The 18,379-nt window shown below is 63.5% G+C and carries 16 protein-coding genes; 10 read left to right on the forward strand and 6 right to left on the reverse strand.

All coding sequences use genetic code 11. The annotated features are described in order from the left end of the window. Positions 1-494 precede the first annotated feature (494 nt). Entirely contained in the window at positions 495-1,985 is a 1,491-nt protein-coding gene (locus tag ACFWYE_RS14265; protein WP_379064371.1) for a PLP-dependent aminotransferase family protein, read from the reverse strand. Between the two features lie 438 nt (positions 1,986-2,423). Between ACFWYE_RS14265 and pgi the strand changes: the two genes are divergently transcribed. The 5 genes from pgi (at position 2,424) to zwf (ending at position 8,540) form a co-directional block, all read left to right on the forward strand. Beyond that, a complete protein-coding gene (gene pgi / locus ACFWYE_RS14270) occupies positions 2,424-4,061 on the forward strand; it encodes a glucose-6-phosphate isomerase (RefSeq protein ID WP_379112156.1) in 1,638 nt (545 codons plus the stop codon). A 200-nt stretch (positions 4,062-4,261) separates the two neighbouring features. Further along, complete coding sequence (locus ACFWYE_RS14275) at positions 4,262-4,972, forward strand: HAD family hydrolase (RefSeq protein WP_379112522.1); 711 nt, start codon at positions 4,262-4,264, stop codon at positions 4,970-4,972. A 532-nt stretch (positions 4,973-5,504) separates the two neighbouring features. Beyond that, complete coding sequence (locus ACFWYE_RS14280; RefSeq protein WP_379112157.1) at positions 5,505-5,972, forward strand: VOC family protein; 468 nt, start codon at positions 5,505-5,507, stop codon at positions 5,970-5,972. Positions 5,973-6,132: 160 nt separating this feature from the next. Further along, complete coding sequence (gene gnd / locus ACFWYE_RS14285; protein ID WP_379112159.1) at positions 6,133-7,140, forward strand: phosphogluconate dehydrogenase (NAD(+)-dependent, decarboxylating); 1,008 nt, start codon at positions 6,133-6,135, stop codon at positions 7,138-7,140. A gap of 14 nt (positions 7,141-7,154) precedes the next feature. Continuing rightward, the gene (gene zwf / locus ACFWYE_RS14290; RefSeq protein ID WP_379112161.1) at positions 7,155-8,540 is read left to right on the forward strand and encodes a glucose-6-phosphate dehydrogenase; all 1,386 of its coding nucleotides are present in this window, start codon (positions 7,155-7,157) and stop codon (positions 8,538-8,540) included. A 259-nt stretch (positions 8,541-8,799) separates the two neighbouring features. Here the strand turns inward: zwf and ACFWYE_RS14295 are convergent, their stop codons facing one another. Further along, positions 8,800-9,474: a class I SAM-dependent methyltransferase gene (locus tag ACFWYE_RS14295; protein WP_379112163.1), complete on the reverse strand. Its 675-nt coding sequence runs from the start codon at positions 9,472-9,474 to the stop codon at positions 8,800-8,802. After that, positions 9,468-10,382, reverse strand: a complete 915-nt coding sequence (locus tag ACFWYE_RS14300) for a hypothetical protein (protein WP_379112165.1) — start codon at positions 10,380-10,382, stop codon at positions 9,468-9,470. Before ACFWYE_RS14300 ends, ACFWYE_RS14295 begins: the two co-directional genes overlap by 7 nt. 287 nt (positions 10,383-10,669) lie before the next feature. Between ACFWYE_RS14300 and ACFWYE_RS14305 the strand changes: the two genes are divergently transcribed. Then, positions 10,670-10,909 carry a cytoplasmic protein gene (locus ACFWYE_RS14305; RefSeq protein WP_379064355.1) on the forward strand — a complete coding sequence of 80 codons (240 nt, stop codon included), beginning with the start codon at positions 10,670-10,672 and terminating at the stop codon, positions 10,907-10,909. Positions 10,910-10,944: 35 nt separating this feature from the next. Here ACFWYE_RS14305 and ACFWYE_RS14310 read toward each other — a convergent pair whose 3' ends face one another. Next, complete coding sequence (locus ACFWYE_RS14310; RefSeq protein WP_379064353.1) at positions 10,945-11,838, reverse strand: DMT family transporter; 894 nt, start codon at positions 11,836-11,838, stop codon at positions 10,945-10,947. Between the two features lie 45 nt (positions 11,839-11,883). Then, positions 11,884-12,120, reverse strand: a complete 237-nt coding sequence (locus tag ACFWYE_RS14315) for a hypothetical protein (RefSeq protein WP_379112167.1) — start codon at positions 12,118-12,120, stop codon at positions 11,884-11,886. A 143-nt stretch (positions 12,121-12,263) separates the two neighbouring features. On the opposite strand from ACFWYE_RS14315, the gene ACFWYE_RS14320 reads away from it, so the two are divergent. Both ACFWYE_RS14320 and ACFWYE_RS14325 read left to right on the forward strand, forming a co-directional pair. Then, a complete protein-coding gene (locus tag ACFWYE_RS14320; RefSeq protein ID WP_379112168.1) occupies positions 12,264-13,430 on the forward strand; it encodes an MFS transporter in 1,167 nt (388 codons plus the stop codon). Positions 13,431-13,562: 132 nt separating this feature from the next. Next, a complete protein-coding gene (locus ACFWYE_RS14325) occupies positions 13,563-14,756 on the forward strand; it encodes a GGDEF domain-containing protein (protein WP_379112170.1) in 1,194 nt (397 codons plus the stop codon). 53 nt (positions 14,757-14,809) lie between these two features. On the opposite strand, the gene ACFWYE_RS14330 is transcribed toward ACFWYE_RS14325, so the two are convergent. Further along, a complete protein-coding gene (locus ACFWYE_RS14330; RefSeq protein ID WP_379112172.1) occupies positions 14,810-15,769 on the reverse strand; it encodes a GlxA family transcriptional regulator in 960 nt (319 codons plus the stop codon). Positions 15,770-15,849: 80 nt separating this feature from the next. On the opposite strand from ACFWYE_RS14330, the gene ACFWYE_RS14335 reads away from it, so the two are divergent. After that, positions 15,850-16,647 carry a DJ-1/PfpI family protein gene (locus ACFWYE_RS14335; RefSeq protein WP_379112174.1) on the forward strand — a complete coding sequence of 266 codons (798 nt, stop codon included), beginning with the start codon at positions 15,850-15,852 and terminating at the stop codon, positions 16,645-16,647. Between the two features lie 413 nt (positions 16,648-17,060). Continuing rightward, a complete protein-coding gene (locus ACFWYE_RS14340; protein ID WP_379064341.1) occupies positions 17,061-18,374 on the forward strand; it encodes a purine-cytosine permease family protein in 1,314 nt (437 codons plus the stop codon). The last annotated feature ends 5 nt before the right edge of the window (positions 18,375-18,379 follow it).

An 18,379-nucleotide genomic window follows, 5' to 3' on the forward strand; every position in this document is an offset into this window, starting at 1 on the left:
CGCTCTAGACAAAGAGCGGGCGCCTCGTCCGGTCGCCATCGCGACAATCAACGAATGCATTGAAGGGAACCGGCCCAATGGTCCTCGGCTGGACTATACGTGTTCGCGCGCAATCGCGCCGTTGGGCGACAATCTTGCCGATCGTCGCCGGATCTGGCCTTTCTCTGGCCCAATCCGACCGGAGCCGGGGTGACCGCTCCACGGCTGGATGTCTGGGCAGACTGCTGGCGTGGACTGGCGTTCTGGTTACCGTCGCGCTGCTGACAGCCGGCGTCTGGTGGCTGCTGCCATCGTGGCTGCCTGTGTCCTTTGCCTTGCGTCTGCATTGAAACCTGGCGACGACTGTCGCCCCTGGCTGAACAGTTGAGGAATTGCCGTCGCCGCCAACCGATCGATGCGGGTCTTGCGCCGGCTAATTCGTCCTTGGCTCCTTGTCCAAAAAGAAAGCCGCCCGGTGCTGGACCGGGCGGAGGTGAGCCGTCGGGAGGATGCGGCTAAGCGGCTGCCGGTCGCCGGCCCGCTGCGGTAGCGAGCTCTCGGATGCCGGGTTCGATATGTTGCAGCGAGATGGACGATATGCCCAGTCGCATGAAACGCGACGGTTTGTCGGCGCGGTCGAAGAAGCGGTCGCCCGGTTCGATGATCACGCTGCGGCTGGCCGCTGCGGCGGCAAGATCGCGCGAGTCGCTGCCGCGCGGTCCTTCCAGCCACAACGAGGTGCCGCCGGCCGAGTCGGTGGCGCGCCAGTCCGGCAGGAACGCCGAGATCGCATGCACCAGCCGTTTGCGCCGTTCGTCGAAGGCCGTCGACAGGCGCCGCACCAGCGCCTCGTGATGGCCGAGCGACAGGAACAGGGCGACGGCACGCTGGTTGTTGGCCGGCGGATGGCGCAGCATGAAACGACGCAGCGCGCGCAGCTCGGCGATCAGGCCGGCAGAGGCCACGATGTAGCCGAGGCGCAGGCCAGGTGCCAGCGTCTTCGACATCGAGCCGACATAGACGACGCGGCCGGACCGGTCGATGCTCTTCAGTGCCTGCTGCGGTGCCTCGTCCAGCAACTGGCTGTCGTAGCCGTCCTCGATGATGATCTGGTTGTTGCGGTTGGCACGGGCCAGCAGGTCCTGGCGGCGCTCCTGCGACAGCGGCACCATCGTCGGGCACTGGTGGCTCGGCGTCACGAACACGAAGCCGGAATCGGCAGGGATCGCAGAGGTGACGATGCCGGACTGGTCGACCGGGATCGGCTGGATGTCGGCGCCGGCCAACCGGAAGATCGAGCGGGCATCCGGATAGCCGGGGTCTTCCATCGCCACCTTGGAACCCTTGGTCATCAGCAGCGTGGCCAGCATGTAGAGCGCGTTCTGCGCCCCCAGCGTCACGATGATCTCGTCCGGATTGGCGAAGATGCCGCGCCGCGGCAAAAGCCGCGCCTGGATCTGCTCGATCAGCAGCGGGTCGTCGCGATCGACCATGTCGGAGGCCCAGTTGCGGATCTCCAGCACGGCCAGCGCCATGCGGTTGCATTCGCGCCATTCGGCGGTCGGGAACAGTGCCGGGTCGAACTGGCCGTATACGAATGGATATGACGACTTGATCCAGTTGTCGTGCTTGTTCGGTGGCGGCATGTCGCTGGCGGCGATCTGGCGCAGCTTCTTCCAGTCGATCTCGTTGGCCTGTTCCGGTGCCTTCTGCGGCCGTGCCGGCGTTGCCAGGACTTCAGGGTTCACGAAGTGGCCGCGCCGTTCGCGCGCCACCAGGAAGCCCTGGTCGACGAGTTGCTGGAAGGCGAGCACCACCGTGCCGCGCGCGACGCCGAGCTTTTCGGCCAGGATGCGGCAGGAGGGAAGCGGCATGGATGCGGCGATCTGACGGTCGAGAATCGCTGCCACGATCGCCTGGCGGATCTGTGCCTGCAGGGTCTGGCCGGACTCGGCCGAAATCCTGAACAGGCCCGACCATATCGCTGTGTCGTTACGCTGTGGCATATTCGGGCGCTCCTCGTTGGTCAGTCTTTTTTGTTTTGTGGACCATTGGACTGTATGATTGGTCCAAGGGTTTGCGCCAATCAATTTTTCTGATCGCTGGGATTTATGCCAGTGATCCTTCATTCCCGCCGGTGAACACCAAAAAGTAGAAATTTCCCGCTCTGGTTGGCACCATGGCATGTTTGCGCAGACCCGTTTCATGCCGACGCAAAACGTGCGCGAACGCCGACTTGAACCGATTGAAATTCCTGTTAGAGCGTTTCCGTTTCAACGGAAACGCGGAAACTCTCCAGCGTTTGTTTCGCCGCAATTCCGGACGGAAAACCGCTACGCACTTTTCCTGGAATTGCTCCAGATAAGTTCGGTGCAAACCTCTCGCTTGCCGCATTTGCTCTGCTAGACTGCCGCCAAACAGCCCATCATCCTCCGGAGATCGCCGTGGACCGCACCGCTTTCGACAAACAGCTCGCCGCCCTGCGCGCCCATCGCGCGGCAACACCGATGAACATGCGCGAGGCCTTTGCCGCCGATCCGGACCGCTTCAGGCACTTTTCGGCGCTCGACGGCGACATGCTGCTCGATTGGTCCAAATGCGCGGTCGACGAAGAGACGATGAAACTGCTCGAAGGCCTGGCCAGGGACGCCGACCTCGAAGGCCGGCGCGCCGCGATGTTTTCGGGCAAGCACATCAACATCACCGAGGATCGTGCCGTGCTGCACACGGCGCTCCGCAACCTTGACGGCAAGGGCCTCACCATCGACGGCCAGGACGTGCAGAAGGATGTCCGTTCGGTCCTCGACGCCATGAGCGTCTTTGCCGATGCCATCCGCTCCGGCAAGGCGACCGGTTACACCGGCCAGAAAATCACCGACGTCGTCAACATCGGCATCGGTGGCTCGGATCTCGGCCCGGTCATGGCGACGCTGGCACTTGCCCCCTATCACGACGGGCCGCGCACGCATTACGTCTCCAACATCGACGGCGCCCACATGCACGACACGCTGAAGGGCCTGTCGCCGGAAACGACGCTGATCATCGTCGCCTCCAAGACCTTTACGACCGTCGAGACGATGACCAACGCCGAGACGGCGCGCAAATGGGTCGAGGCCAAGCTCGGCAAGGAAGCCGTCGGCAAGCATTTCGCCGCCGTCTCCACCGCGCTCGACCTGGTTGCCAAATTCGGCATCGAGAAAGATCGCGTCTTCGGTTTCTGGGATTGGGTCGGCGGCCGTTATTCGGTCTGGGGCGCCATCGGCCTGCCGGTGATGATTGCCGTGGGTCCCGCAAATTTCCGCGCCTTCCTGGCCGGCGCGCATGACATGGATGAACACTTCCAGTCGGCGCCTCTGAACAGGAACCTGCCGGTTCTGCTCGGCCTGGTTGGCTTCTGGCATCGCGTTGTCTGTGGGTATCCGGCCCGCGCCGTCATTCCCTACGACCAGCGCCTGTCGCGCCTGCCGGCCTATCTGCAGCAGCTCGATATGGAATCGAACGGCAAGAGCGTCATGCTGGATGGAGAAAAGGCAGTGACGCTGACCGGCCCTCTGGTGTGGGGCGAGCCCGGCACCAACGGCCAGCACGCCTTCTTCCAGCTGTTGCACCAGGGTACCGACATCATCCCGGTCGAGTTCATCGCCGCCGCTGTTGGCCACGAGCCGGACCTGAAGCACCATCACGACCTGCTGCTCGCCAATGTCGTGGCGCAGTCGGAAGCGTTGATGAAAGGCCGCACGCTGGAGGAAGCGCGCGCTCAGATGCTGGCCAAGGGCATGAAACCCGAGCAGGTCGACAGAATCGCGCCGCATCGCGTCTTTTCCGGCAACCGGCCTTCGCTCACCATCCTCTACCGCAGGCTCGACCCGCGCACCTTCGGGCGGCTGATCGCGCTCTACGAACACCGCGTCTTCGTCGAGGGCACGCTCTACGACATCAATTCCTTCGACCAATGGGGCGTCGAACTCGGCAAGGAACTGGCCACCAGCCTGCTGCCTGTCGTTGAAGGCAAGGAGAATGCCGCCAGCAGAGATGCCTCGACGGCGGGGCTGGTGGAGCATATCCACCGGCTAGCGTCCTGATTCTACAATTCGTCACCGCTCGATAAAGGTCGCCATTCCGGCGGCCTTTGTTTATTTAGGCGGTGAACGAATAGCAGAATCGCCGGGACCCCGGCAGGTTGAGGTTCCAGCGTCATCCGTTCCTTCGTTTCGCCCACGTGCAATTCCAGGAAGCGGGAGAACGGCGAAATGACGACACCAGGCAGACGGGAGTGAAGGGTTTGGCGGGCATCAAGGGCATCCTTTTCGACAAGGACGGAACACTGATCGACTTCCACGCCACCTGGGCGGGCGTAGCCGATCGCATGGCGCTGGAAGCGGCCAATGGCGACCGTGCCAGGGCTGACGAGCTGCTGGCCAAGGCCGGCTACGACCCGGAAACAAAAGGTTTCAAGCCGGACTCCGTCTTCGCCGCAGGCACCAATGCCGATATCATCGCGCTTTGGTTCCCCGAACTGTCGGCGGCCGAGCAGCGTGACGCGCTGGATCACTTCAATGCAATCAGCACCGAACAGGGGTCGGCGCTCGCCGTGCCGCTGCCCGGCATTGCCGAGTCGCTTGCAGCATTGCACGCGAAATCCTACCGGCTCGGCGTCGCCACCAACGATTCCACCGCCGGCTGCGAGCGTACGCTGTCGGCCATCGGCATGGCGCAGCTGTTCGACGCCGCCTATGGCTACGACGCGGTCGCCAACCCGAAACCCGCGCCGGACGCGGTCATCGCCTTCTGCGACCTCACCGGCCTGAAGCCCTCCGAGGTCGCCATGGTCGGCGACAACCGGCACGACCTCGACATGGCCCGCGCCGGCGGCTGCGGCCTGGCGGTCGGCGTGCTGTCTGGTACTGGCACGCGCGAGTCCCTTGCACCGCTGGCCGATGTGGTGCTGGCCTCCGTCGCGGATTTGCCGGCGTTCTTGGCCGGGAGAGGGTGAAGGCCGTATCCTATCGCGAGCTGATCTACTTCCTCCCTTGCGGGGGACTAGGCGCATCACGCCAAAGCTGATGCACAATCTGGCGTAAACCTGAAGCCCTTGACGCCAGGCTCGGTCTGTCGTCGGGATCTAACGACAGATGCGCAGCCTGAATGATCGCTAATCGGCGGCGGTTGAAGACCCGCATTATTAGAATCGATGCGACGAGCGTAAACATCAAGCTCGCTAGGAGCGGCAACGCACTCCATCCGCTGGTCAGCCAACCGAGCAACGTTACAAGGATAAGAATTGCAAAAGGAAATGCCGTCAGGCTCTCCAGAAAATTGAATCTGCGGACTTCTTCAGACTGTTTTCGGTTGAGCATACGCGTTCCGTCTATGGTCGGATATTGCAGTAGCGGCAGATCAGTATTTGTCTCAGGCATTTGATATGTTGGCCCGTTGAAGCCCGTGGTGCGCAGAGTATCGAAACATAAAAGAGTAAAGACGTCGCAGGAAATAAGGTTAAAATCTCATCCAAACGAGATGAGAAGATGCACGATCCCTTCCAGCATGCCACCCTTGGCGTCGGCGTCTTCTACCGTGATCCGTGGGCAGCGCTCGAATGGCTGGAGCGTGCCTTCGGCTTTCGGCGCAGCATGCTGGTTACCGATCCATCGGGCCGGTTGGTGCATTCGGAGATGCGTTTCGCCGACGCCTATATCGTCGTCGACCACGAATGGTCTGACGATGTTGCCAGCCCCGTATCAGTTGGCGGCAGGAATACGCAGCTTGTCTACCTGAAGCTGCAGAGCGGACTTGACGAACATTGTGAACGGGCGCGCCTCGCCGGCGCCGAGATCGTGCAGGAGCCTGCTGATCAGTTCTATGGCGAGCGCACCTATCGGGCGCGTGATCCGGAAGGCCATGTCTGGACCTTTGCCGAAACCGTCAGGCGTGTCCCGCGTGATGAAGCGGAACGACTGAGCAGCTGTCGGATCGAGGGCTGGCACCGGGAATAGCAAGTCTATCGCCTTTTGCTCGCCACTTCCTTTGAAACAGCCTTCACATTCCTCTGGCTTGATGGCCGCGGATCGGAGATTGTCGGCGTCTCGGTTGCGTCGGCAGGTGCCGGCGAGCAGGGCGATCGGGCAGGCCAATGTCAGCAAGCAGGATGGAAATATGCAGATCGGAATGATGGGACTGGGCAGGATGGGCGCCAACATGGTCAGGCGCCTGCAGCGCGACGGCCACGAATGCGTCGTCTACGACATCAATCCGGCCAGCGTCGACGCGCTGGTCAAGGAAGGGGCGACCGGCGCCGGGTCGCTGGAAGACTTCATCGGCAAGCTGGCCAAGCCGCGCGCCGTCTGGCTGATGCTGCCCGCCGCCATCACCGGCAAGGTCGCCGACCAGGTGGCCGCCCTTCTCGACAAGGGCGACATCATCATCGACGGTGGTAACTCCAACTACCGCGACGCGGTCGATCTCGGCGCCCGCTATGCCGAAAAAGGCCTGGCCTTCGTCGATGTCGGCACCAGCGGTGGCGTCTGGGGCCTGGAGCGCGGCTACTGCCTGATGATCGGCGGCCCCGACGCCGCGGTGAAACATCTCGATCCGATCTTCGCTTCGCTGGCGCCAGGTGCAGACAATGGTGCGACGCCTGACAAGGCCGCCGGCACTGCCCCCTTCGGTTACCTGCATTGCGGCCCGAGCGGCGCCGGTCACTTCGTCAAGATGGTGCACAACGGCATCGAGTACGGTGTCATGGCCGCTTACGCCGAGGGCGTGAACATCCTCAAGGCCGCGAATTCCGGCAAGGCCAAGCGCAGCGCCGATGCCGAGACGACGCCGCTGTCCGAGCCGCAATATTACCAGTTCGACATCGACCTGCCGGCGGTCACCGAAGTGTGGCGCCATGGTTCGGTCATCGGCTCCTGGCTGCTCGATCTCACCGCCGGCGCGCTCAAGGCCGATCCCGCACTGGCCGGCTACGGCGGCCGCGTCTCGGATTCCGGCGAAGGCCGCTGGACGCTGAAGGCCGCCATCGACACCGGCGTGCCGGCGCCGGTGCTATCGGCAGCGCTGTTCGATCGCTTCTCCTCGCAGGGCGAGTCGGCCTTTGCCGACAAGCTGCTGTCCGCCATGCGTTATGCCTTCGGCGGCCATCTCGAAAAGCCGAAAGCCTGAGGGGGGTAAGGATCATGGCTGCAGCGGCTGAAACCCGATCGGACGTGCTTGTGCTGTTCGGCGCCACCGGCGACCTGGCGCACAAGAAGATCTTTCCGGCGCTCTATTCAATGGTCGAACGCGACCACCTGAAGGAGCCGATCATCGGCATCGCCTATGACGACTGGACGGTGGAGAAACTGGCCGAGCGCGCCCATGACGGCATCAAGGCGGCCCTTGGCAAGGTGGACGAGAAAGTGTTCGCCAGGCTGGTCGGGCTGTTGCGCTACGTCAGCGGCGATTATCGCAACCAGGCAACCTTCGACAAGTTGAAGGAAGAGCTGAACGGCTTCCGCCACCCGCTCTACTATCTGGCCGTGCCGCCTTCCATGTTCGAGCCGGTGGTTCAGGGGCTGGAGCAGTCGGGCGGCGCCGTCGGCGCCAGGCTGATGGTGGAAAAGCCGTTCGGGCGCGACCTGCAGTCGGCACGCTGGCTGAACCGGGTGCTGCACATCGTCTTCGACGAGAACTCGATCTTCCGCATCGACCATTATCTCGGCAAGGAAGCGATCCAGAACCTGCTCTATTTCCGCTTCGCCAATTCCTTCCTGGAGCCGATCTGGAACCGCAACTATGTCGAGAGCGTGCAGATCACCATGGCGGAGAATTTCGGCGTGCAGGGGCGCGGCAAGTTCTACGACGAGGTCGGCTGCATCCGCGACGTCATCGAGAACCACCTGCTCAACATCATGCTGCTTCTGGCCATGGAGCCTCCATCGGGCCGCTCGGCGGAGGATCTGATCGATGAGAAGGTGCAGGTGCTGAAGGCCGTGCGCACGCTGACCAGGGACGACGTGGTGCGCGGACAGTTCGCCGGCTATCTGCAGGAGCCGGGCGTCGCGCCGGGGTCGACCGTCGAGACTTTCGCCGCGGTGCGTTTCTTCGTCGACACCTGGCGCTGGCAGGATGTGCCCTTCTTCATCCGCGCCGGCAAGAACCTGCCGGTGCGCGCCACCGAGGTGGTGGTCCGCCTGAAACGCCCGCCGCTCGATGTCTTCGACACGATCGCGCCGGACGAAGCCAACTATGTCCGTTTCCGCATCAACCCGGAAATATCCATCAGCATCGGCGCCCGCCGCAAGCAGGCCGGCGACGAGATGGTCGGCGAGCAGGTCGAGCTTTCGGCCGTGGACGATTCCGCCGGTGACATGGAGCCGTATGAGCGCCTGATCGGCGATGCCATGAACGGCGACGTGCGCCTGTTCACCCGTCAGGATGCATCGGAAGCTGCCTGGCGCATCGTCGGTCCGATACTCGACGACAAGAGCCAGCCGGCGATCTACGAGCCGGGCACCTGGGGGCCTGCCGAAACCATGGCCAAATTCGGACCGCCGAACGGCTGGGTCGACCCGGCAAAATAGAGCCCGAGAAACAGAGCACAGAAAAAAGCCGGGACGACTGGCGCCCCGGCCGAAGCAGAGGCTGAAAAGCCTCTTGGGAGGGAAGAACACAACCGGTGGTACGGGAGGAATCACCGGATGATTATTTCAGCTTGCAGCAAGATTCCTGCTCACGCGAAGCATGGGATTCTGTTTTTAAGACAATCCACGCAAAAATTGGCGCTATTCTTCCGGGCAATCGCAGGTGGCGTGGAAAGTGAGTCCCTTCGCCTGGGTTGAATTAGCTTTCCCGAATGAAAGCAAAGACGGTTGCCGGGGTCGCCGCACCCGCCGCGCCGAAGTCGGTCACATGGTATTCGGCGATGGTCTTGAGCCGCCTGCGCGGCAAGTGCGTGCGCCCGGGATCGCCGACCAGGACCGTAATGCCCGCGGCAAGACAGCGGTCGAGGAATGTCGTGACGCGGCGCGCGAGCCGGCGTTCGTAGAACAGGTCGCCGACCAGCGCCAGGTCGACATGCGGCGGTTCTTCGGCTGTGAGGTCCACCAGCAAAGTCTCCACGGTCACATCGTTCAGGACGGCGTTGAGGCGCGTTGCGGCGATCGCATGCGCGTCGATGTCCGCTGCCACCACCTTGGCGGCGCCGGCCTTGGCCGCGGCGATGGCGACGAGGCCGGAGCCGGTGCCGAGGTCGAGCACGGTGCGCCCCCGCACCGTTTCGGGACGGTCGAGCAAATGGCGGGCCAGCACCGCGCCGCCGGCCCATTGATAGGCCCAGTAGGGCGAGAGCCTGCTGCGCTGTTCGACGACGCGGCGCAAATTGCTGCCCGCATGCGCGCCATGCAGCCGGATTTCGGGAATGCCCGGAACAGGCGCGACCGGCAGGTTGGCGGCGATGAAGGTCGCGATCTCGCCAGCCGTGTCGACGGCAGGCTCGATCCGGCTGCGTTCTACCATTCCCGCCATTCGCTTGTGACGTCTTCGCCCTCGGCCAGATTGAAACCTGTGGTCCTGACGACGTGGTCGATCAGGTCGCCAAGTTCGTCGCGCTCCAGGGTTTCGATCATCCCGCTTTGCGTATTGATCTGATTTAGCCCGAGAACGAGATGCTTGACCGCCGCGTAGATGGCCGCTGCATCAGCTTTACCGGTTGCGTCCTTGACCCTGTCGATGAAGGTGTTGAGCAACGCGTCGGCTTTTGCGATATCGGCTTCGTTGAAAAGATCGTCGCCGTCATCCATTGCCTCCCGCCAGCGAGGAGTGGGAATTCTGGCCCGAAGCGCTTCGATCTTTTCGACGTTGCCTGGGATGATTTCATACTTGTCCAGAGAGGCGCGGCGGCGCTCTGCGCGAAGCGTGTTTCGATCGGCTTGCTGAAGGTAAACCGCCATCAGCCGATGTCCACCGTCGTATTTGGCGATGACGTGCAGACGATCGACGGCATACCAGAACACGAAACGTTCCGCCGAATAGTCGGGTAATGTCGTACTTTTCTCCTCGCGAAACGGCAGTACATCCAGCTTCTTGGCCACGATGTCGGTGCTGTCGCCAAATGCCAGCCGCAGGGGCAGTATCGATGTGTAGGCTCGCTGCTGGTTATTAATGGTATCAGGTCCGGTAAAGGACAGCTGGGTGACAATCATCTCCTCGTCGTCTGGAAGGTTTCTTGATCGGATTTCCTCGTATTGCGAGAGGTAAACGCGAAGAGGGTCAGACCGCAGGTTGAACCCGCTATTCGGCCCACCAAAACTACCGATCTCGGTGTATTTGCGAAAATCGGTTGGGTCCAACAGTTCATGATCGGCCAGATAAGACGCCACCACCGGGTCGGCGATGCTGCGGCCAAGCATATCGATGTGGTTCATTGTTTTCCCCTGTTCGGGCATTCAGGCAGTCAGGCTTCGCGGTCGATTGTCGCCCGGCAGACCATACATCAATCGAGGACATGGCGAGTGCCGACCTTGCCTCGGAGAAGCGAACAAAGCGGCGTCATGTCCATTCCCGGCGGCAGTACTCCCGTTGGGGTGGTTGTGTGAGATGCAGACTTGGGTCCTCTCTGGACCCGTCGCCGCAATTCGATTAGATGACCAACTGATAATCAGGCATTGCGCTGGCGCCGCGCTCTCCCGCCATGGACGTGCCGGACCACGCGTTGAAGGAAGCTCATGAGCATTCCTCATATCATTGGGGCGAACTCTATCATAGCGCTGTCTGCGGCTGCTTTTATTGCTGCGAGACGTTCGATTTCAATGAGATCGAAGACTGGACCGACAAAGGCGTCACCGCGCTTTGCCCTGAATGCGGGATAGACGCGGTCATCGGTGAGGCGTCGGGCTTTCCTGTCGACGATATCGGGTTTCTCCAGGCCATGAACCGTTACTGGTTCAGCTAGTTCGCCACAGAGAGAGACGCAAATTCGGGCGTGGATCACGCCATGAAGATCAGCCCCATGCCGGCCACCACCAGGGCGGCGCCGGTCCAGGCGCCTGCCGCCGGCCGTTCGCCGGTGCGCAGCCACAGCAGCGGCAGGATGATGACGGGCGAGGTTGCCGACAGTGTCGAGACGATGCCGACCTTGCCGCCCGATAGCGCGAACAGCAGCAGCGTCATGCCGATTGCCAGCGCGAGGATGCCGGTCAGCGCGGTCATGGCCGCCACCTTCCAGGTCAGCGGGTTCCTGGGCTTCAGCGCGGGAATGGGCAGCTGGATCATGACGGTGAGAAAAGCTGCCGCGATGCCGACCCTGAGCATGGAAGCCACGAACGGGTCGATGCCGGTTTCCATCACCGGCCGCGCGATGATCGAGCCGATCGCCTGGCCGGTTGCGGCACCCAGCCCCAGCGCCACGCCGATCCACAGCGGGCCTTTCACTTTCTCCCACTGATGCAGCTGCGCACGGCGCTTGCCGAACAGGATGGCCAGCAGCACGCCGGCGACGACCAGCGCCATGCCGGCGACTGCCTTGGTGGTCAGCGTCTCGCCGAGCAGCAGCCAGCCGAGGATCGCCGCGATCGGCGCGTTGAGCGCGAACAGGATGCCGGAACGGCGCGGGCCGACACGGTTCAGCGTGGCAAACAGCAGCGTGTCGCCGATGAAGATGCCGATGAAGCCGGAGGCGAGAAGCGGCAGCACATTGGCCGCCTCGAGCTCGCGCCAGGAACCGGTCGCCAGCACATAGAGCGCCAGCATTGCGGTGACGAAGATCTGGCGCAGACGGTTGAAGGCCGGCGCGCCGAGATGGCCGGCCGGTCCCGCCGAGATGATGCCGGTCAGCGCCCAGCAGGTTGCGGCGCCGAGGGCTGCGAGTTCATGGATGGGCATCGGTCCTCGGTCGTTCGATGTGGGCGGGCAGGCCGTGTCGGCGGTTCATGGTGCGTGGAAGCGGCAGGCCAGGCATTCGCCTGCAAGCGTGTATTCGGCCTTCCAGTAATGCGGGTCGCCGATCTCGCGGAATTCCATGCCTTTCGCAAGCGGGTAGATGGCGTGGAACGGTTGCGCCAGCACGACGAGCAGCCGGCAGTGCGGCGGCCAGTCGCCGACCTCGGCGATCCAGTTGCCGCGCGCGAGCTCGGCCTCGAGGATAGCCTGGAGCGGTGGTGCCATCGTCGCGCCTTTCCGCCTAGCTCTGCGCATGGTAACAAGCCGGCTCGTGGGATAACCGAAGCATAGCCTCGAAACCCGATACGCAACACCACGCCGTATCGGAGGCACTTCCGTCGCGGCGCAACGCGCAACGGAACGGGCTCATGGACTTTCGGATCTTCCTGCTGGCTTTGGCCACCTTCGTCACCGGCACTGCGGAAAACATCGTCATCGGTATCCTGCCGGAGGTCGCTTCAGGCCTTGATATCCCGATCGGCCTTGCCGGCCAACTGACGGCCGTCTTCTCGATCACCTTCGCGCTGATCGCTCCGATGGCGCTCTTCGTGGCGACGCGGCTGGAACGCAAGGCCATGCTGTGTCTGGCGCTGCTGCTGTTCATCGCCAGCAACCTGCTGGCCGCGGCAAGCGCCAGCTATGCCGTTCTGTTCATGGCCCGCATCGGCATGGCCGCCGCCAGCGCGGTTGCCTGCCTCGTTGCGACGATGCTGGCGGCGGAACTGGCCGGGCCTGCCATGCGCGGCAGGGCCATCGGCATCATCTTCATGGGCATCAGCGGTTCCATGGTGCTCGGCGTGCCGGTTGGGATGCTGATCGGCGGCCATTTCGGCTGGCGCGCGGTTTTTGTCGCGCTTGCCTTGCTTGCCGCGGCCGTGTTGCTGATTTGCCTGCGCACGCTGCCGACGGTCGGGCATGGCCAGCCGGCGGCATCGGGCTATCGGCAGCATCTGCGCTCGTTGCCGCTGGTTGCCGCCCAGCTCGTTTCCATCCTGATGATCGGCGGCCATTTCATGCTGTTCGCCTATCTCGCGCCTTACCTCACCGACGTGGTCGGCGTCGCTCAAGGCAGCATCACGCTGTTCTTCCTCGCCTTCGGTATCGCCGGCGTGTGCGGCGGCTATTGCGGCGGCTGGCTGGCCGATGTCGCCGGGCCGCGTCTCGCCATTGTGGCGACGCCGCTCGCCTATCTGGTCGCGCTTCTCGCAATACCGTTGGCGGCGAAAGTGCCCGGGCTTTTCATCATCGCGATGATGGCCTGGGCAATGATCAGCTGGATGATCTCGCCCGTCGTGCAGAGTTTCCTCATAGCCACCGGACCGCAGACGGCGGAAGCCGGCGTCGGCCTCAACCTGTCGGCCATGCATGTCGGTGTCGGCCTCGGTACGGCCTTGGGCGGCTCTGCCCTGGCCTGGTTGCCTCTGCAGAGCCTGCCCTGGCTGGGCGGGGTGCTGGCGACGGGAGCCGTGGCTGCGGCCTTTGTCGCAGTGCATCGCGGCGCGCAGACGACGTGGATGCCGCAGCCGGACCTCTGAGTATTTCCACTGCGGCCCGCTATCCTGTCATCGCCACTGGCTTTTCTAACAGTTGACGCAAAACGCACCTTTTATTTTAACGTCTGGGCAAGTGGCGAACCCGTAGGAGGGGGCTTCGCCCGGGACATTGTGATGAAACTCGACTTCCTGACGCTTTACATCGTCATCCTGCTCAACTCGCTGACGGTGGCCGTCATCTGGGGCGCGATCGCCTACCGCTACCGCAATTTCGCGGCGGCACGCGTGTGGCTGGCCGGCTGCGTGCTTTCCACCATCGGCGGCTGCGTGCTGGCGCTGCAGGGCAATGAGGGCAGCTACGGGCCTGCCGTGATCGGCAACGGCTTCGTCATCTTCGGCTTCTGCATGTTCTGGGTCGGCGTGCGCGTCTTCTATGGCCAGTCCGGCGGGCTGAAGGCGAGCATGGCCATCACCGCCGGCAGCCTGTTCCTGCTTCTGCTGTTGTTCGGCAGCCTGCAGGGCCGCAATCTCGTCTATGCCGGCGGCCAGTCGGTGCCGCTGGTGCTCGCCGCCTGGTACCTGCTGCGCTGGCATCGCAGGGATCTCGGCGCGATGATCGCGGCCACCGCCATGATCGTCGGCATCCTCGGCCATCTCATCGAAAGTGCCTTGAACGTCGGGTTGATGCTGGGCCGCGTCGACCAGGATTTCTACTCCACGGTGGAATCCTACGCGCTGCTGTGCGTGATCTTCTCGGGCGTGGTGTGGAACTTCGGCTTCACCGTCATGTCGATCGGGCGGCTGCGCGAGGAGCTTGCCGAGCTCGCCCAGACCGACGATCTCACCGGTGTCCCCAATCGCCGTCACTTCCTGGCCTTGCTGGAGGCCGAGGACAAACGCACGCGCCGCACCGGCCGCCATTTTTCGCTGATGCTGATCGACATTGACCATTTCAAGCGCTTCAACGACACTCATGGCCATGCCTTCGGCGACCGCATCCTGCGCCAGTTCGCCGAGATCGCCAGGGCGATGATACGCGGCAGCGATACCGTTTTCCGGCTGGGCGGCGACGAGTTCGCGATCCTTTTGCCGGAAACGACCGCACGCCAGGCGGAAAAGGTTGCCTCCGTTCTCGTCGCCACCGTGCGTGAAGGCAGCGGCAGGCCGGAAGACGAGGAACGTTTCACCATCAGCGTCGGCATCGCCGAATGGACGCCGGACATCTATGTCGCCGCTGTCGACCTGACCGCCAGGGCGGATGAAGCGCTCTATCGCGCCAAGGAAGCCGGTCGCGACGGCTATGCGATCTCCGGCATGAAGAACCGTCGGCCGACCGGACAGAGCCATCTGAAGCTGGTGGTTTCGTAAGGGCATTGGCTGGTTCCTTCTCCCGCAAGGGGAGAAGGTAAGGGGATATCGTCCTAGCCGAACCGTTCGCGGTATTCGCTGGGGGTGATGCCGAGCGCACGCATGAAGGCGCGGCGCAATCCTTGCTGGTCACCGAAACCGCTCTTCGTGGCAATGCTTTTCATCGACTGGGCGCTGTCTTCCAGCATGCGCTTGGCGGCTTCGAGCCGCAGCGCCTCCACGGCTGCCGCCGGTGTCTGGCCGACAGTGGCGTGGAATTTGCGGGCAAAGCTGCGTGGGCTCATGGCGGCGCGCGCCGCCAGCGCCTCGACCGACAGGTCTTCGGCAAGATTGTCCGCCGCCCAGGCGATCAACTGCGAGAAGGCCTCGCTGCCCTGCAGGGCGAGCGTGGAACTGAACTGCTTCTGGCCGCCCGGCCGGCGCAGGAACACCACCAGCGCCTTTGCCACCATCATGGCGAGGCCGCGGCCATGATCCTGCTCGACCAGATGCAGGGCGAGGTCGATGCCGGCGCTGACCCCGGCCGAGGTCCACACTGGGCCGTCCTGCTGGTAGATCAGCTCCGGAACGACGGTGGTGGAAGGGTACCGTGCCTTCAGCATGTCCGTGGCGCGCCAGTGCGTGGTTGCCTTGCGCCTGTCCAGCAGTCCGGCGGCAGCGAGCAGGAAGGCGCCGACACAGATCGAACAGATGCGTCGCGCCCGCCCGGCATTCTGCACCAGCCAGTCGACGAGAGGCCGTTCCGCTTCGTCCTCCAGGCTGGACCGGCCGCCCGGTACGACGATGGTGTCGACAGTGTCCATGTCGACCTCGGCAAGCGGCTGCGTGCCGATCGTCAGGCCGGAGCGCGTGCGCACCATGCCGCCGGCGATCGATGTCACCACGATCGTGTAGATCGGCTGGCCACCGTTTTGCTCGGCCGCGCTGGATGCGGTCGAAAACACCTGGATCGGACCGACGAGGTCGAGATCGGTCACGCCGTCGAAGGCGAGGAACAGGATGGTTCTTGTCATTTTGGCAGGAAATGAAGCTTCGTTGTCATCCTGCCAATTAGCACGTTCCGCTATCCACGTCCCGACCAAACGAAAGGACGATGACGATGCAGAGACGCGACGTGTTGCAGATGCTGGCCCTGGCGGCGCTTGCCGTGCCGGCGCTGCAGGTGCCGGAGGCGCAGGCCGGCATCCAATTCGATCCGAATGCGCCGAAGCCGAAATTCGTGATGCTGGTGCATCCCGACATGGTGCTGCTCGATCTCGTTCCGGCACTGACCGCCTTCAAGCTCACCATGGGTGACGTGCAACTGGTGTGGAAGGATCGCAACCCGGTCAGCACCGATGTCGGTCTCGACATCCGCCCGACCGCCACTCTCGCCGACGCCCATGCCGCGCCCGACGTGCTGTTCGTTCCGGGTGGGATCAGAGGGACGGTTGCCTGCATGCAGGACCCGGACGTGATTGCCTTCGTGGCAAAGACCGGTGCGTCGGCGCGCTTCGTCACCAGCGTCTGCACCGGCTCGCTGCTGCTCGGTGCGGCGGGCCTGCTCAAGGGCTACCGCGCCACCGGCCACTGGCAGTCGCGGCATGTGCTGCCGCAACTCGGCGCCATTCTCGAAGACGGGCGCGTGGTGCGCGACCGCAACCGCATCACGGCCGGTGGCGTCACCGCCGGGCTCGATTTCGGCCTGGTCATCGCTTCGGTCATCCGTGATGAGGAATGGGCGCGGTCGATCCAGCTGATCCTGGAATATGCGCCGGCACCGCCCTATGACGCCGGTACTCCGGCGCGTGCCGGCACCGAACTCACCGCGCTTGTCTCGGACCTGCTGAAACCCTCGCTGGCGCCTCTCGACAAGGCGGTGGCGCATGCGCGCACGCGGCTGCAACTGTAGCCGCGTCAGGGCGCGAGGCGCCTCGGAAACCTGTTCCCGGGCATGATTTCGAACTCCGAAACGCCGTATTGACAGGGTTTCGATGCCCGTCTAACGTTTCCTTCGCCTGTTAAGCAGGCAGGTGGCAACGGGGCCACCCAATCAGATCAAGGCAAGAAGGCCTCCCTTTGACTTCGGAAACGAAGCCATCGGGAGGCCTTTGTCGTTTTGGCGATACCGACCGAGATGCCGATGGGGAACCGGCGCCGGACGGCTGTGACAAGGGGCTTGCGCCGGCGAACCGGAAGGTCGCGCCGCGCGCCTTTCGGACCATGGCCTGAATGCGCTTCCACCGGGGAAAGCGGGTGAGGACAAGGATGTCCAATCGCGACGACAGCCGCACACGCAACGCGATTGACCCCTGGGAGGGTGGCATGAACAACAAGACGGAGATCGAGGCGCTCGATAGCGTCGATCACATACTGGGAGAAGAATACGAACATCAGCCGGTGCCGATGGCGGCGCGGCGCTCGACCTTTTCGGTGACGACGGTCTGGATCGGCTTTCCGATGATCATCACCGGGGCCATGACCGGCTCGATCCTCGTGCTCGGCATGGGCTTCACCAGCGCATTGTGGGCGATGGTGATCGGCAACCTCATCATGTTCGCCTATGTCGGCGCGCTCGGGCTTCTCGGCACCAACCGCGGCATGAACTTCGCGCTGCTGGCCTCGATCGTGTTCGGCCGCAAGGGCTACGTCTTCGCCTCCGGCCTTTTGTCGACGCTCCTGCTCGGCTGGTACGCGGTGCAGACCGGCATCACCGGTGCGCTGATCAGTTCGGCCTATGACCTCAACTATGTGGCGATGACCATCATCGCCGGCCTGCTCTACATCGGCATCACCTTCGTCGGCGTGCACGGGCTGCATCTGGTCGGGCTTGTCTCGGTGCCGCTCTTCGTCATCCTCGGCGGCTGGGTGGTGTTCGATGCTGCTTCCGCCACCAGCTGGCAGGCGATCATGGCCTATCCCGGCAACAATGGCGCAGCCACCATGTCGATGGGCGTCGGGCTGACCGTGGTCATCGCGCTGTTCATCGACGCCGGCACGGTCAGTGCGGACTTCAACCGCTGGGCCAAGGATGGCAGGGCCTCGCTGATCGCGACCTTCAGCGCGTTCCCGTTCGCCAACCTGATCGCCATGCTGGTCGGCGGCATCATGACGGCGGCCCTTGCCGTTCCGAATGCCAATCCGTTCGGCGCCGACAACATGTTCGGCTACATCAACGGCAAGCAGGTGGCCTTCCTCAGCGCGCTTGCTTTCGTCTTCCTCTACCTCAACCTGGGTTCGGTCTGCGCGCACTGCCTCTACAACGCCGCCACCGGCTGGTCGCGCATCTTCCACACCCGCATGCGCGTGATGGCGGTCATCCTCGGCGCCATCGGCATCGTCGTCGCCGCCGGCAATGTCTGGGCCTTCTTCATCCAGTGGCTGTCGCTGCTCGGCATCCTGGTTCCGCCGATCGGCGCGATCATCCTGGTCGACCAGTATCTCGCCCGCAGGAATGCCGAGATCGACCGCGACTGGCGCCCGACCGCGTTCATCGCCTGGATCATCGGTTCGGCAGTGGCCGTCATCGTCGAATTCTACCTGCCGCATTTCTCGACCGCCATCAGCGCGGCGCTCGCCGGCGGCATTGCCTATGCCGCACTGTCGCTGCGCGCATCGCCGGAGCGGGCAACCGCATGATCTTT

It is taken from the genome of Mesorhizobium sp. NPDC059025, from assembly GCF_042739655.1.
GTDB lineage: Bacteria > Pseudomonadota > Alphaproteobacteria > Rhizobiales > Rhizobiaceae > Mesorhizobium.

Coding starts and splice junctions, on each gene's coding strand:
- ACFWYE_RS14330 (WP_379112172.1), bottom strand. CDS start 15,769: ATGACAAGAACCATCCTGTTCCTCGCCTTCGACGGCGTGACCGATCTC.
- ACFWYE_RS14310 (WP_379064353.1), bottom strand. CDS start 11,838: ATGCCCATCCATGAACTCGCAGCCCTCGGCGCCGCAACCTGCTGGGCG.
- ACFWYE_RS14300 (WP_379112165.1), bottom strand. CDS start 10,382: ATGAACCACATCGATATGCTTGGCCGCAGCATCGCCGACCCGGTGGTG.
- ACFWYE_RS14335 (WP_379112174.1), top strand. CDS start 15,850: ATGACGATGCAGAGACGCGACGTGTTGCAGATGCTGGCCCTGGCGGCG.
- zwf (WP_379112161.1), top strand. CDS start 7,155: ATGGCTGCAGCGGCTGAAACCCGATCGGACGTGCTTGTGCTGTTCGGC.
- gnd (WP_379112159.1), top strand. CDS start 6,133: ATGCAGATCGGAATGATGGGACTGGGCAGGATGGGCGCCAACATGGTC.
- ACFWYE_RS14320 (WP_379112168.1), top strand. CDS start 12,264: ATGGACTTTCGGATCTTCCTGCTGGCTTTGGCCACCTTCGTCACCGGC.
- ACFWYE_RS14325 (WP_379112170.1), top strand. CDS start 13,563: ATGAAACTCGACTTCCTGACGCTTTACATCGTCATCCTGCTCAACTCG.
- ACFWYE_RS14295 (WP_379112163.1), bottom strand. CDS start 9,474: ATGGTAGAACGCAGCCGGATCGAGCCTGCCGTCGACACGGCTGGCGAG.
- ACFWYE_RS14265 (WP_379064371.1), bottom strand. CDS start 1,985: ATGCCACAGCGTAACGACACAGCGATATGGTCGGGCCTGTTCAGGATT.
- ACFWYE_RS14280 (WP_379112157.1), top strand. CDS start 5,505: ATGCACGATCCCTTCCAGCATGCCACCCTTGGCGTCGGCGTCTTCTAC.
- ACFWYE_RS14340 (WP_379064341.1), top strand. CDS start 17,061: ATGAACAACAAGACGGAGATCGAGGCGCTCGATAGCGTCGATCACATA.
- ACFWYE_RS14315 (WP_379112167.1), bottom strand. CDS start 12,120: ATGGCACCACCGCTCCAGGCTATCCTCGAGGCCGAGCTCGCGCGCGGC.